At 73.6% G+C, this 13,055-nt stretch carries 12 protein-coding genes; 4 read left to right on the plus strand and 8 right to left on the minus strand.

Going from position 1 to position 13,055, the window contains the following annotated elements:
- On the minus strand, positions 1-199 hold a 199-nt coding region (locus tag ACF1A1_RS29170; protein ID WP_392003990.1), incomplete at its 3' end, for a hypothetical protein.
- Positions 200-448: 249 nt separating this feature from the next.
- Between ACF1A1_RS29170 and ACF1A1_RS29175 the strand changes: the two genes are divergently transcribed.
- Entirely contained in the window at positions 449-1,834 is a 1,386-nt protein-coding gene (locus ACF1A1_RS29175; RefSeq protein ID WP_392003991.1) for an MFS transporter, read from the plus strand.
- 109 nt (positions 1,835-1,943) lie between these two features.
- Here the strand turns inward: ACF1A1_RS29175 and ACF1A1_RS29180 are convergent, their stop codons facing one another.
- From ACF1A1_RS29180 to lnt, 4 genes are all read right to left on the minus strand, one after another.
- The gene (locus tag ACF1A1_RS29180) at positions 1,944-3,917 is read right to left on the minus strand and encodes a helix-turn-helix domain-containing protein (RefSeq protein ID WP_392003992.1); all 1,974 of its coding nucleotides are present in this window, start codon (positions 3,915-3,917) and stop codon (positions 1,944-1,946) included.
- A gap of 76 nt (positions 3,918-3,993) precedes the next feature.
- Entirely contained in the window at positions 3,994-4,794 is an 801-nt protein-coding gene (locus ACF1A1_RS29185; protein ID WP_392003993.1) for a 3-hydroxybutyrate dehydrogenase, read from the minus strand.
- A gap of 54 nt (positions 4,795-4,848) precedes the next feature.
- A complete protein-coding gene (locus ACF1A1_RS29190) occupies positions 4,849-5,328 on the minus strand; it encodes an NUDIX domain-containing protein (protein WP_392003994.1) in 480 nt (159 codons plus the stop codon).
- A gap of 112 nt (positions 5,329-5,440) precedes the next feature.
- Positions 5,441-7,039 carry an apolipoprotein N-acyltransferase gene (lnt, locus tag ACF1A1_RS29195; protein ID WP_392003995.1) on the minus strand — a complete coding sequence of 533 codons (1,599 nt, stop codon included), beginning with the start codon at positions 7,037-7,039 and terminating at the stop codon, positions 5,441-5,443.
- A 273-nt stretch (positions 7,040-7,312) separates the two neighbouring features.
- On the opposite strand from lnt, the gene ACF1A1_RS29200 reads away from it, so the two are divergent.
- Positions 7,313-8,332 (plus strand): O-antigen ligase family protein, encoded by a 1,020-nt coding sequence (locus ACF1A1_RS29200; protein ID WP_392003996.1) that lies wholly within the window; start codon positions 7,313-7,315, stop codon positions 8,330-8,332.
- Position 8,333: 1 nt separating this feature from the next.
- Here ACF1A1_RS29200 and ACF1A1_RS29205 read toward each other — a convergent pair whose 3' ends face one another.
- Together ACF1A1_RS29205 and ACF1A1_RS29210 are read right to left on the minus strand one after the other, a co-directional pair.
- Positions 8,334-8,882 carry a hypothetical protein gene (locus ACF1A1_RS29205; RefSeq protein ID WP_392003997.1) on the minus strand — a complete coding sequence of 183 codons (549 nt, stop codon included), beginning with the start codon at positions 8,880-8,882 and terminating at the stop codon, positions 8,334-8,336.
- A gap of 106 nt (positions 8,883-8,988) precedes the next feature.
- Positions 8,989-9,774, minus strand: coding sequence for a glutamate racemase (locus ACF1A1_RS29210; protein ID WP_392003998.1), 786 nt, complete (start codon positions 9,772-9,774; stop codon positions 8,989-8,991).
- 39 nt (positions 9,775-9,813) lie between these two features.
- Here ACF1A1_RS29210 and ACF1A1_RS29215 point away from each other — a divergent pair, with 39 nt between their 5' ends.
- Positions 9,814-11,007, plus strand: a complete 1,194-nt coding sequence (locus ACF1A1_RS29215) for a glycosyltransferase (protein WP_392003999.1) — start codon at positions 9,814-9,816, stop codon at positions 11,005-11,007.
- 13 nt (positions 11,008-11,020) lie between these two features.
- Here ACF1A1_RS29215 and ACF1A1_RS29220 read toward each other — a convergent pair whose 3' ends face one another.
- Positions 11,021-12,301: a TerD family protein gene (locus ACF1A1_RS29220; RefSeq protein ID WP_392004000.1), complete on the minus strand. Its 1,281-nt coding sequence runs from the start codon at positions 12,299-12,301 to the stop codon at positions 11,021-11,023.
- Between the two features lie 292 nt (positions 12,302-12,593).
- Here ACF1A1_RS29220 and ACF1A1_RS29225 point away from each other — a divergent pair, with 292 nt between their 5' ends.
- Positions 12,594-13,025 (plus strand): DUF6643 family protein, encoded by a 432-nt coding sequence (locus ACF1A1_RS29225; RefSeq protein WP_392004001.1) that lies wholly within the window; start codon positions 12,594-12,596, stop codon positions 13,023-13,025.
- The last annotated feature ends 30 nt before the right edge of the window (positions 13,026-13,055 follow it).

Genomic DNA, 13,055 nt, shown 5'->3' on the forward strand with positions numbered 1-13,055 from the left:
GGAACGCCGCGACGACATCCACGAGGCCTTCCTCGGCCTCGCCGCCTGCCTGATCACCCACCGACACGTCCAACGCCTTTGTTAGGACCTCTAAGTCGCCAGCAAGGCCGCAGTAGAGGGCCTCACCCTCATCCGGGGCGTCCCGCTCACCCGTGGCAGAACGACGCTCCGCGGTTGACCACCACATGTCCGAGTTCAACGGAGCGTAGTCAGCACCAAGTCAGCACGGGAGTCAGCACGCCCCCGCCAAATCACCCGAAGTACGCAACACGGACAGGTTCGTTCCGCCGCCCAAGCCCTCAAGGTGGCCCCCCAAGCACTGACATAGGCGCAACACGCACACCCCGCCCCCGAACTGTGTAGTACCACCACATGTGCCCCTGACCAGCAAATTCCTACCGTGTGCGAACACCCACCCGTCCCCACCACACACGAGGAAGTGGCGCGCATGACCTCCGCAACAACCGCTCCCCCACCCCCCGCCAACCTCAAGCGCATCGTCGCCGCCAGTCTCATCGGCACCACCATCGAGTGGTACGACTTCTTCCTTTACGGCTCCGCGGCCGCCCTCGTCTTCAACAAGCTGTTCTTCCCGGACTCCGACCCGCTCGTCGGCACGCTGCTGTCCTTTCTGACGTACGCCGTCGGGTTCGCGGCGCGGCCGATCGGGGCGCTGGTCTTCGGTCACTACGGGGACCGGCTCGGGCGCAAGAAACTGCTGGTGCTGAGCCTGCTGCTGATGGGGGGCGCGACCTTCGCGATCGGGCTGCTGCCCACGCACGCGACCATCGGGACCGCCGCGCCGGTGCTGCTGACCGTGCTGCGTCTGGTGCAGGGCTTCGCGCTCGGCGGCGAGTGGGGCGGGGCCGTGCTGCTGGTGTCAGAGCACGGGGACGCGCGACGGCGCGGGTTCTGGGCCTCGTGGCCGCAGACCGGGGCCCCGGCGGGGCAGTTGCTCGCGACGGGTGTGCTGTCGCTGCTCACCGCCGTGCTGTCGGACGCCGCCTTCGGCAGCTGGGGCTGGCGGATTCCGTTCCTGCTCTCCGGTGTGCTGGTGATCGTCGGTTTGTGGATTCGTCTGTCTGTCGATGAATCCCCCGTCTTCCGCGCGGCCTTGGCACAGGCCGAGGCCCGCAGGGCGACCGGGACGGCCGCCGCCGAGAAGCTGCCGCTCGTGGCCGTGCTGCGCCACCACTGGCGTGATGTGCTGGTCGCCATGGGGGCGCGTATGGCGGAGAACATCTCCTACTACGTGATCACCGCGTTCATCCTCGTGTACGCGACGACCTCGGCGGGCGTCTCCAAGCAGACCGCCCTCAACGCCGTACTGATCGCCTCCGCCGTGCACTTCGCGGTGATCCCGGCCTGGGGCGCGCTGTCGGACCGGATCGGGCGGCGTCCCGTGTACCTGATGGGCGCGGTCGGCGTCGGCCTGTGGATGTTCCCCTTCTTCGCGCTCGTCGACAAGGGCGGCTTCGGCAGCCTCGTCCTCGCCGTGACCGTCGGTCTGGTGCTGCACGGGGCGATGTACGCGCCCCAGGCCGCCTTCTTCTCCGAGATGTTCGCGACCCGGATGCGCTATTCCGGCGCCTCCATCGGCGCCCAGTTCGCCTCGGTCGCGGCGGGCGCGCCGGCGCCCCTCATCGCCACCGCGCTGCTGGCCGACTACGGCAGCTCCACCCCGATCGCCCTGTACGTGATCGCCGCGGCCCTCCTCACGGTCGTCGCCGTGGGAGTGGCCAAGGAGACCCGCCACCGCGACCTGACCGACGTCGAGCCCTCCGCCGACGCGGAGCGGGCGCCTGCCCCGGCGGCGGACGTGCGCGCCGTCTGATCCCGTCGGGTCTCATCCCGTCGGCCCGCGCCGCCCCCGTACGCCCGGCGGCCCGATTGCCCGACCGCCCGCACGTCCCGCCCCCGGACGCCCGCCGCGCGTCCGGGGGTCAGTGCGGTATGGGGGACGCCAGTCGGTGGAGTCTCAGGGCGAGTTGGATCTCCAGGGCGCGGGCGGGGCTGTGCCAGTCGTCGCCCAGGAGACGGCCGACGCGCTCGAGGCGCTGGGCCACCGTGTTGACGTGGACGTGGAGTTCGTCCTTGGTGCGGGCCGGGCTCATGCCGCAGGCGAAGTACGCGTCGAGGGTGCGCACCAGGTCGGTGCCGCGCCGTTCGTCGTAGGCGACGACCTGGCCGATCGTGCGGTCCACGAAGCCGGTCACGTCCCGGTCCCCCGCGAGCAGCAGCCCGAGGAAGCCGAAGTCCTCGGCGGCCGCCCCGTCCCCGGAGCGGCCCAGCAGCCGCAGGGCGTCCAGGCAGCGGCGGCCCTCCTCGTAGGCGGCGACCACCGCGTCCGGGCGGGCGGCGAGGCCGCGGACCGGTGCGGAGGCGCCGACGGTGACGGCCTCGTGGACGGCGGTGCCGAGGTGGCGGGCGGTGCGGCGGGCCACCTCCGTCGCGGTGTCGCCCGGGTCGAGCGGCAGCAGCAGGACGGTGCCGCCGTCGCGGGCGGCGGCCAGACCGTGCCGGGTGGCGGCGAGGTGGGAGGCGGCGGCCCACAGACGCCGGCGGGCGGCTGCCTCCTGGTCGGCGTCGGCCGCTGCGCAGTCCAGGCGGGCGGCGAGCACGACGTGGGTGGCGTCGAGGTCGGCGTGCAGCCGGGAGGCGCGCTCGCGCAGCAGGCGCGGGTCGCGGTCGCGTGCGTCGAGGAGGTCGTCCAGCAGTTCCCCGCGCACGCGCTGTTCGGCCTCTGCGGCGGAACGCCGGGCGAGCAGCAGCAGGGAGGTGACCATCGCGGCGCGTTCCAGGGTGCGCTGGTCCACGGGGTCGAGGCCGGGGTGGCCGCGCAGGACGAGTGCGCCGAGCAGTTCTCCGCCGGCGGCGACGGCGGCGATCCAGTCGTCCTCGTGCCGCACCGCGTGCCCCTCGGCGCGGGACGTCTCCAGGGCGTCGGCCGGTGCGGCGGCGGCTTCGGTGAACTCGACCGTGCCGTCGAGGACTTCGGCGACCGCGGCCGCCACGTCGTGGACCCCGCCGCCGCGCAGGACGAGTTCGGCGAGCCGGTCGTGGACGTCGGAGGCACGCTCGATGACCGCGCTGCGGTCCTGGATGATCTCGTTGGCGCGCTCCAGGCCGGCCAGGGCCGAGCGGGTCTCGGTGAGCAGGTTGGCGGTGTCGATGGCGGCCGCGGCCAGCGCGGCGAAGGAGCCGAGCAGCGCGATCTGCTCCCGCTCGAAGACCCGCGCACGCCGGTCGGCGGCGAACAGCACCCCGATGACGTTCGCCCCCAGGGTCAGCGGTACGCCGAGGATGGCCACCAGGCCCTCGTCGTGCACGCCCGCGTCGATGGTCGCCGTGTGCAGGAAGCGGTCGTCGCGGAAGTAGTCGTCGGTGACGTACGGGCGTGCCGTCTGGGCGACCAGGCCGCCGAGCCCCTCCCCCATCCCGAGGCGCAACTGCTGGAAACGGGCGGCGACCGAGCCCTCGGTGACCCTCATGTAGGTGTCGCCCCTGACCGGGTCGTTGAGACTGAGGTAGGCGACGTCCGTGCCGAGCAGTGAGCGGGCCCGTTGCACGATCGCCTGCAGGACGGCGTCCACGTCGCGCAGGCCCGCCAGGTCGTGGGCGGTCTCGAAGAGCGCCGACAGCTCGGCCTCCCGCCGACGGCGGCCCTCCAGTTCCGAGCGCACGCGCAGTGCGAGCAGCTTGGCGTGTTCGAGCGCCGCGATCCGCTCGGCGGGCCGTCCCTCGGCCCGCGCGAGCAGCACCGGACGCTCGTACGCCTCGGCGGCCGCGCCCCGGGCGAGCAGCTCGAGGTACGGCGCCTCGACGCCGTCGGGAGCGCCCGGGGCCGCCTCGGCGCCCAGGGGCGCCTCGGCATCGCTGACGGAGCGCTCGACGGGCTCCACGTGATCGCGGGACATGCTCACAGGATTCCTCATCACCGGGCCGGCCCGTCAGCCCTGTGGAAAACTCCGGATCCGCCGTGTGGCGGGCCGCTCAGTGCGCGGTCCAGCCGCCGTCGAGGACGAGCGAGGTGCCGGTCACGAAGGACGCCTGCGGGCCGCACAGATACGCGACGGCCTCGGCGACCTCCGCCGGCTCGATGAGCCGCTTGACGGCACTGTCCCGCAGGAGCACCTCGGCCAGCACCCGCTCCTCGGGCAGGCCGTGTGCCCGCGCCTGGTCGGCGAGCTGCCTCTCCACGAGGGGGGTGCGCACATAGGCGGGGTTCACGCAGTTGGAGGTCACGCCGTGGGGGGCGCCTTCGAGGGCGGCGGTCTTGGACAGGCCCTCCAGCCCGTGCTTGGCGGCCACGTACGCCGACTTGTAGGCCGAGGCGCGCAGCCCGTGCACGGAGGAGACGTTGACGATACGGCCCCATCCCTGCCCGTACATGTGGGGCAGGGCGCCGCGGATGAGCCGGAACGGCGCCTCGAGCATCACGGTGAGCACCGTGTGGAAGACGTCGGGCGGGAACTCCTCCAGAGGACGGACGAGTTGCAGCCCGGCGTTGTTGACGAGGACGTCGGTGCCCGCGGCGGCGTGTTCGGCGGCGTCGAGGTCCGTCAGGTCCAGGACGTGCGGCTCGACGGCACCCGGCAGGCCGGCGGAGTTCTCGGCGAGCGCTTCCAGGCCCTCGGCGTCCCGGTCGACCGCCCGCACCTTGGCCCCGGCGGCCGCCAGCCGCAGCGCGCAGGCGCGGCCGATGCCGCCGGCGGCGCCGGTGACGAGGGCGGTGCGACCGCCGAGGTCGAGCGATGGGGCGTGGGGACCCGGGGCGGCGGGGGGCGTGGTCATGGTTCGACCCTAGGCAGCGCCCGACCTCCGCCCCATGTGGTCACACCCCACAGTTCATTCGGAACTCGTGGTTTCGAACCATGTGGGTTCGTCGGACAGTGCCTGCTTGATGCGGAAGAGCTGCCGTTCGTGCATCACCGGCAGGGCGTCCACGTCGAACCAGCCGACCTCGACGGACTCGTCGTCGTTGACCCGCGCCTCGCCGCCGACGGCCCGGCAGCGGAAGGTGATGTCCATGAACTGGCACCGGTCGCCGTTCGGGTACTCGACCTGCCTCCCGGAGCGGACCAGGACGACCCGCTCGGGCACGCAGTGCACGCCCGCCTCCTCGTACACCTCCCGCACGGCACAGTCGGCGGGCTGCTCGCCCGGCTCGGGGATGGCCGTGATGACGGTCCACTGGTGGTTGTCCGCGCGCTGTCCCAGCAGCACCCGGCCCGCGTCGTCGAAGACGACGGCGCTGACGCCGGGGAGCCAGAGCAGTTGGTGGCCCGCGCTGGCCCGGATCTCACGGATGAAGTCAGGAGTCGACATGCCCCGACCCTAACCGGCCCGGCCTCCCTCGCCCGGGGGCTCGTGGAGGGACGCACGAGGGCTCACAGCCTGGCCGTACCCCCTCCCCCGCGCGCTCCGCAGGCCCCACGGCCTAGGCCCGGCGTCCGCGCACCCCCGCGCCGATCGCCCAGCCCACGCCGCCCGCGGCGACGAGCACCAGGGCGATCTCGGGGAGGATCCCGAGGCGTGTCGCGGGCGTCTCCGAGGAGCGCAGCGGCACCTTCTGGACGAGGGAGTCCGGGACGAACATGCCGGTCTTCTGGGTGATCTTCCCGTCCGGCATGATGATCGCGCTGACTCCGCTGGTCACCGGCACCGTGACGGTCCGGCTGTGTTCGACGGCGCGCACCCGCGACATGGCGAGCTGCTGGTAGGTCATCTCGCTGCGGTCGAAGGTGGCGTTGTTGCTGGGCACGGAGATCAGCTGGGCGCCGTGGGTGACGGTGTCGCGCACGGCCCAGTCGAAGGCCGCCTCGTAGCACGTGGCGAGGCCGACCTTGGTGCCGTCGATGTCGAAGACGCCCGGCTTGCCGCCCCGGCTGAAGTCCTGGTGGACCATCGAGGTCCAGTTGTCGTTGATGGCCCCGATCAACGAGCGCAGCGGCAGGTACTCGCCGAAGGGCTGGACCTGCCGCTTGTCGTAGGTCTGGGTGGGGCCCTTGGCCGGGTCCCACAGGATCTGCTCGTTGTAGAGCTTGCCGTCGCGCTCGACGACCCCGCCGACCGAGATGGGCGCGTCGATCGCCTCGGCGGCCTTCTCGATGACCACGGCCGCGTCCGCGTTGGCGAAGGGGTCGATGTCGGAGGAGTTCTCGGGCCACAGCACGAAGTCGGGCTGGGGCACCTTGCCCGCCTTGACCTCGGCGGCCAGCCGCTCCGTCTCGCGCGCGTGGTAGTCGAGGACGGCCCGGCGCTGGGAGTTGAAGTCCAGGCCGAGACGGGGGACGTTGCCCTGGACGGCGGCGACCGTCACGGTGCCGTTCTCCGCCTTGTCGCTCACCAGCGGCCGGGCGGCCACGGCCGCCACGACCGGGACGGCCACGCCGAGCAGGGCCAGGGCGGCGGCCGACCGCCGCAGCTCACGCGTGCGCCGCCAGTCCAGGCCCACGCGGACGGCCTCGTACAGGCCGAAACCGCACAGGACGACCGCGAAGCCGAGCACGGGGGTGCCGCCCACCGCGGCGAGCGGCAGGAAGACGCCGTCCGCCTGCCCGAAGGCGATCTTGCCCCAGGGGAAGCCACGGAAGGGCACACGCGCGCGTGCCGCCTCGCCGGCGATCCAGACCGCGGCCGCCCACACCGGCCAGGCCGGCAGCTTCGACACCGCGGCGACACCGACGCCGACCAGCGCGACGAAGAGCGCCTCGATGGCGACCAGGGCGAGCCAGGGGCCGGGGCCCACCTCGACGCCCGTCCACACCAGCAGTGGCAGCAGGAAGCCGAGGCCGAAGAGGTAACCGAGACCGAGCGCCGCCTTCCAGCCACGGCCGCGCAGCACCCAGCCGAAGACGGCGAAGGCCGGCAGGGCCAGCCACCACAGGGTGCGCGGCGGGAAGCTGACGTAGAGCAGCACTCCGGAGAGTGCCGCTGCGGCGGCCGGGAGGAGGCGCAGGAACCGGGCGCCGCGCGACGGCGCGGTGGGGGGTTCCAGCTGGTCCTGCCGGCCCACGGAAGTTGCGGTGACGGTCACTCCGGGAGTGTACGGCGGGTGACCTTTTGGCCGACAGCACGGTCCACGGGGCGGCCGCCCCCTCGTCGGGCGCAACCCGGTGCGACACATCCACAAACCGTCCATCAGCCGTTACGGTGTGCCAGAGCTCCTGTCGCGCGGGGCGTCCGGGGCATGTCACGGTCGGGGGGCGACCGGATTCAGGGGGACGGCGTGGGGTCCACGGGGATGACGTCCGCGTCCGGTCAGGACGCGGACGGGGAAAGACGAAACGTTTCTGACGCGGCGGGTGCGATGGTGCTCGGCGCCTGTGCCACCTGGTCGCTGATCACCGCCGCCGCGCAGGGCGGGCGCCCCGAGGGCGTCCTGCTCGCGGTGCTGGCCGTGGCCGCCGGGTACGCGGCGGGCCGGATCCTCGGCGTGCTCCTGCCCGTCGCCGCGCCCTGTGCGGCGGCACTGGCCGGGCTCGCCCTGACGACGGCCCCGCCCCGGCTGGCCCCAGGGCCCGAGATCGCCGCGCCGCTGGGCCACGCGGGTGCCACGGCCGCGGTGCTGACCCTGTCGGCCGGTGCCGCGTGCTGCGCCGCCTGGGCCACGCCCCTGCCCGTCCTGCGGTTCGCCCTGCGCCTGCTGGCCGGTGGCATCGCGGTGGCCGGCGCGGCACTGGGCTCGACGACGGCGGTGGTCACCTGCTGCGCCGTGCTGCTGTGTTCCCTGGCCGCCGGCCGCACGCGGCACCGCGGGCCGGGCCTCGCGGGACTGGCCCTGGCGGCGGCCGCCGTGACCGGCCTGACCTGGGCTGTCGCCGGGAACGCGCTGTCCGGCGGACTCGCCGCCGCCCTGGAGGACCAGCTGACGCCCCACCGGGTCGCCCTGTGGCGCGACGCCCTGCGCCTGGCGCACGACGACATCGGGCTCGGCGCGGGCCCCGGACGTTTCGGGGAGCTGAGCGCGACGGCCGCGCAGTCGACCCTGTCCGACGGCAAGCCGCACTCAGCGCCGCTGCAGATGGCCGCGGAACAAGGGGTCGTGGGTGTGCTGCTCCTCGCGGCGGCCTTCTGCTGGGTGCTGTTCGCCCTGTGGCGTGCCGCGCGGCCGACGCCGGTCGTGCTCACGGCGGGTGCCGCGCTCACGGCGCTGGCCACCGTCGCCGCGGTCGGCAACGCGCTCAGTTTCACCACCGTGTCGGTCGGCGCCGGTCTGCTGGCGGGCCTCGCCACGGCCCGTCCGCTCACCGGCGAGCCGACGGCGACCGAGGCGCCCGCGCGGATCGGGAGGGAGCCGCGCCCGCGTCACGACCGTCCGGCCGTCTGAGTCAGCGCGCCGCGCCGGGCGTGCCCTGCCGCAGCCGGTCCCTGATGACCTGTACGGCCGACTCGGCGTCGTCCACGGTGATGGTGAACGTGTGGCCGTCCCAGAGCCGCAGCACCACGCCCTCACCACGCCGTACGACGACGGCGGTGCCCCTCTCCGGTCGCCAGCGGTAGCCCCAGCCGCCCCAGTGGCGGGGGGTGACGTGCGGTTCGAAGTCGGCTCCGGCGACATGGGCCAGCGGGATGCGGCGGCGCGGCAGACCGATGTGGCCGCAGCGGATCTCCAGGGACTCCTTGTCGAGCTTCAGGTCGACGTGGACGAAGGCGAGGGTGCCGAAGAGGACCAGCAGTCCGGCGGCGATGCAGCCGACGACGGACATGACCAGCGGCGCGGCACCGGACGTCCACGCGGAGTCGACCGCCAGTTGGATGCCGAGCGCCATGCAGGCCGCACCGACGAGCGCGAGCAGCCACTGGAAGCGGTTGGTGGCGCGTCCGTGCCAGACGTCGGGATGTGGGGCGTTCTCGTCGTGGGGGTGGTGGTCCCTCATATTGATGAGACTACTCACGTTTCGCTCCGCCGGTAGCGGGTCGCGGAGGGTGACTGCGCCGGCCGGACGACGGCGGGAACCGGCGGGTCCGGTCACCGGCCGGCGGTCACTGAGCGGGGCTGACCGCCTGGAGGAGTCGGCCTTCCGCGTAGGCGAGGGCGGGCGCCGGAAGTACGCCCTCCCGGCCGCTGAGCAGCACGGTCACGGCGCCCCGGGCCGATGCGCCGGGCTCGGGGCGGGCGCCGATGCGGCGCAGTGCCTGCGCGGCCACCGCACCGGCCGAGCCGTGCAGGACGAGCGGCGGGCGGCCGGGGCGTTGGACGGCGGCGCGGATGCGGTCGGCGACCAGTTCGTAATGGGTGCAGCCCAGGACGACGGTCGTCACGTCGTCGGGGGTCAGCGCGGCGGCCGCGGCGACGGCGGCGTCGATCGCCGCCTCGTCCGCGTGTTCCACGGCCTCGGCCAGTCCCCAGCAGGGCACCTCGGCGACGGTGACGCCGTCGGCGAAGTCCTGGATGAGTCCCCGCTGGTAGGGGCTTCCGGTGGTGGCGGGCGTGGCCCAGATCGCCACCGGGCCGCCACCGGCCGCGGCGGGCTTGATCGCGGGGACGGTGCCGATCACCGGGATGCCCGGTTCGAGGCGGGCACGCAGGGTGGACAGGGCGTGCACGGTGGCCGTGTTGCAGCCGACGATGAGGGCCTCGGGGCGATGAGCGGCGGCGGCCTCGGCGACGGCCACCGCGCGCGCGGTGAGGTCCTGTGGGGTGCGCGGTCCCCAGGGCATGCCGTCGGGGTCCAGGGACAGCACGAGATCGGCGTCGGGTCGCAGGCGCCGTACCGCGGCGGTGGCCGCCAGCAGCCCGATTCCGGAGTCCATGAGCGCGATCTTCACCCGGCCACCTTAGACGATGTGCCCTTACCGCCCGGTCCGGTGGGGCAGACTCCGCGCGTGAGCGCCATCGCGTGGACCGCCGCCGTATCCCTCTCCGCCTGGCTGTGGCTGCTGCTCTGTCAGGGCTTCTTCTGGCGCACGGACGTCCGGCTGCCGCCGCGCCGCGAGCCCGGCGAGTGGCCGCCGGTCTGTGTCGTCGTGCCCGCGCGCGACGAGGCGGCGGTGCTGCCGGCGAGTCTGCCGGCGCTGCTCGCGCAGGACTATCCGGGGCGGGCGGAGGTCTTCCTCGTCGACGACGGCAGTTGCGACGGCACCGCGGAGCTGGCCCGCGAGCTCGCACGGCGGCACCGCGGGCTGCCGCTGACGGTGGACTCGCCGGGTGAGCCGCCCGCGGGCTGGACGGGGAAGCTGTGGGCGGTGCGGCACGGCATCGGCCTGGCACGCGCGCGTGGCCCCGAATACCTCCTGCTGACGGACGCCGACATCGCGCACGCGCCGGACAGCCTGCGGCACCTGGTGGCGGCGGCACGCACCGGGGGCTTCGACGTCGTCTCGCAGATGGCGCGGCTGCGGGTGGAGAGCCGGTGGGAGCGGCTGGTCGTGCCGGCCTTCGTCTACTTCTTCGCGCAGTTGTACCCGTTCCGCCGGATCGGCCGGCGCGGTGCGCGAACGGCGGCCGCGGCGGGCGGCTGTGTGCTGCTGCGCGCGGAGACGGCCGAGCGGGCCCGGATCCCGGACGCCATCCGGCACGCCGTCATCGACGACGTGGCGCTCGCGCGCGCCGTGAAGGCGGGCGGCGGTCACGTCTGGCTGGGGCTGGCCGACCGCGTGGACAGCGTGCGCCCGTATCCGGGGCTGCGCGATCTGTGGCGGATGGTCTCGCGCAGCGCCTACGCGCAACTGCGGCACAACCCGTTCGTGCTGGCGGGGACGGTGCTGGGCCTGGCTCTGGTGTACCTGGTGCCGCCGCTCGCCCTCCTCGCCGGGCTCGCCCTGGGCGACCCGGCCGCGTCGGCGCTCGGCGGCGCCGCGTGGCTGGTGATGACGGGGACGTACGTCCCGATGCTCCGCCACTACCGCCAGCCGCTGTGGCTCGCTCCGCTGCTGCCGTTCACCGCGTTCCTCTATCTCCTGATGACGGTGGATTCCGCGGTGCAGCACCAGCGGGGGCGGGGTGCGGCCTGGAAGGGCCGCACCTACCCACGTCCGGACGCGATGGCCGACGAGGGCTGAACCCCGGAGGGGCCTACTTGCGGCCGGGCGTCCAGTTCATGCCCCAGCCGTAGGCGTGATCGACGGTCCGCTGCGGGCTCACCCCGCGCTCGGGCACCAGGTAGCGGGCCTCGCGCCGCACGATGAGGTCGCCGCCGTGGTGGGTGATCAGCGCCAGGGCGCACACCGTCGAGGGGACGGTGCACTCGTCCAGGGAGAAGTCGATCGGGGCGCCGTGCTGGGGCTGGAGCGTGACCGTGGCGTGCAGGCCGGCGAAGGACCGGGCGCCCTCGTAGACGGTCACGAAGACGAGGATGCGCCGGAAGTCGTCCTTGTGGTCGAGGTTGACGGTGAGGTTCTCACCGACGGCCACGGCACCGGTGCGGTCGTCGCCGTCGAGGTGGATGTACGGCGGCTGGTGCAGGGCGCCGAAGGCGTTGCCGAGGGACTGGACGACGCCCTTGCGGCCGTCGGCCAGTTCGAACAGGGCGCACAGGTCGAGATCGAGGTCGTTGTGGAGCGCGACGGCGCGTCCGCGCTTGCCGCCCCAGCCGGAGAACTGCTTGCGCACCTCCCAGTTGAGGTTCACGCGCAGGGTGCCCGAGGTGCCGCCCTGCTTGGTCAGCGACACCGACGGGGCGGCCTTGGTGAGCGTCACCTTCGTCAGGCGGACGGGTGCGGTGGGCGGTGCGGGAGGCGGCGGCGGGGCGTGGTGGACGGGCGGGGGAACCGTGGCGGGCATCGTCACGGGGGGAGGCGGCGACGCGGTCACCGGGGGCGCCGTGTGCCGTGGTTCGTCGACGGTGATGCCGAAGTCCGTCGCCAGGCCCGCCAGGCCGCTGTCGTAGCCCTGGCCGACGGCACGGAACTTCCAGGCGCCCTGACGGCGGTAGAACTCGCCCAGCACGAACGCCGTCTCGACGGTCGCGCCGGTGCTGTCGAACCGGGCCACCACGGTGTTCCGTGCCGCGTCCCGCACCTCGACGGAGAGGTCCGGCACCTGTCCGAACGCGCCGCCGTCCGCCGAGGCGGCCAGGACGACGGTCTCGATCGTGGGCTCCACGCGCGCGAGATCGACGAGCAAGGTGTCGGTCACCCGGCCCCCCACGTCCCGCTTGCCCTCGTGGCGGACCGCGCCGGAGGCGTGTGCCGGCTGGTTGTAGAAGACGAAGTCACCGTCGGACCGGACCCTTCCGCCGGCGAGCAGCAGCGCCGAGGCGTCCGCGTCGGGCACGCCCGGTCCGGAACGCCAGGCCACCTCGACCCGTAGCGGCGCCGTCGGCACCGCAGCGTTGGATCCCTTCGACATTGACATGTCCGCCCCCATCACGTGTCTTCGCGCCGGGCCGCGAGCCCCGGCACCCGTTCGGGTTGTTTACCCGGTCAACCTGTCCGGCCGCACGGCGACCTCACCCGTACCGCGGGAACACGCCCGCCCAACCACCGGTAACCCGCCCGGAACTCGGCCTTTACACGATCCAGGCCACGATTGCCGCCCCTTTTTCCCACGTTCGCTCGCATTGAGGGTCCGGAGTCACCGCCGACACGGAAATCAACCCTCTTATCGGTCTCCCCAACCAGCACATCGTGGGCTTAACTTATGTGCCATGACCTCCCCCCGCTCCACCTATGGCGGCGGCTACTACTCCGCCTCCTTCCCGGACACTCCGATCTACGACTCACTCGTGGCCGAGCGGGGTACCCCGCAGATCGCCCCGATCCGGGTCCCCGCCGCCTACGACACGGGCAGCAGCCTGCCCGCCCTGCCGTCGGCGCTGCCCGCCCTCCCGGCGGCCCCGTCCCAGCCCTCCTACGGCTACCCGCAGGCTCAACAGCCCGCCCCACTGCAGCACGCCCCGGCCGCCTACATCCCGCCGCAGGCCACCGCGCCGCGCGGCTACCCCGGTCCGCAGGCGCATCAGCAACCGCGCCCGGCGGCGCCCGGCACGGGCTACGAGGCGATGCGCCCCGCGGCTCCCCGGCCCGCCGCTCCCCAGTACCAGGACCCGTACAACAACCAGCAGTACCGCGGCTACTGAGCCGACCCGGAGGTCGTCCGTGCCGCCTGG

Origin of the sequence: Streptomyces sp. NPDC014995 (assembly GCF_043080745.1) — a bacterium.
Classification (GTDB): Bacteria; Actinomycetota; Actinomycetes; order Streptomycetales; family Streptomycetaceae; genus Streptomyces.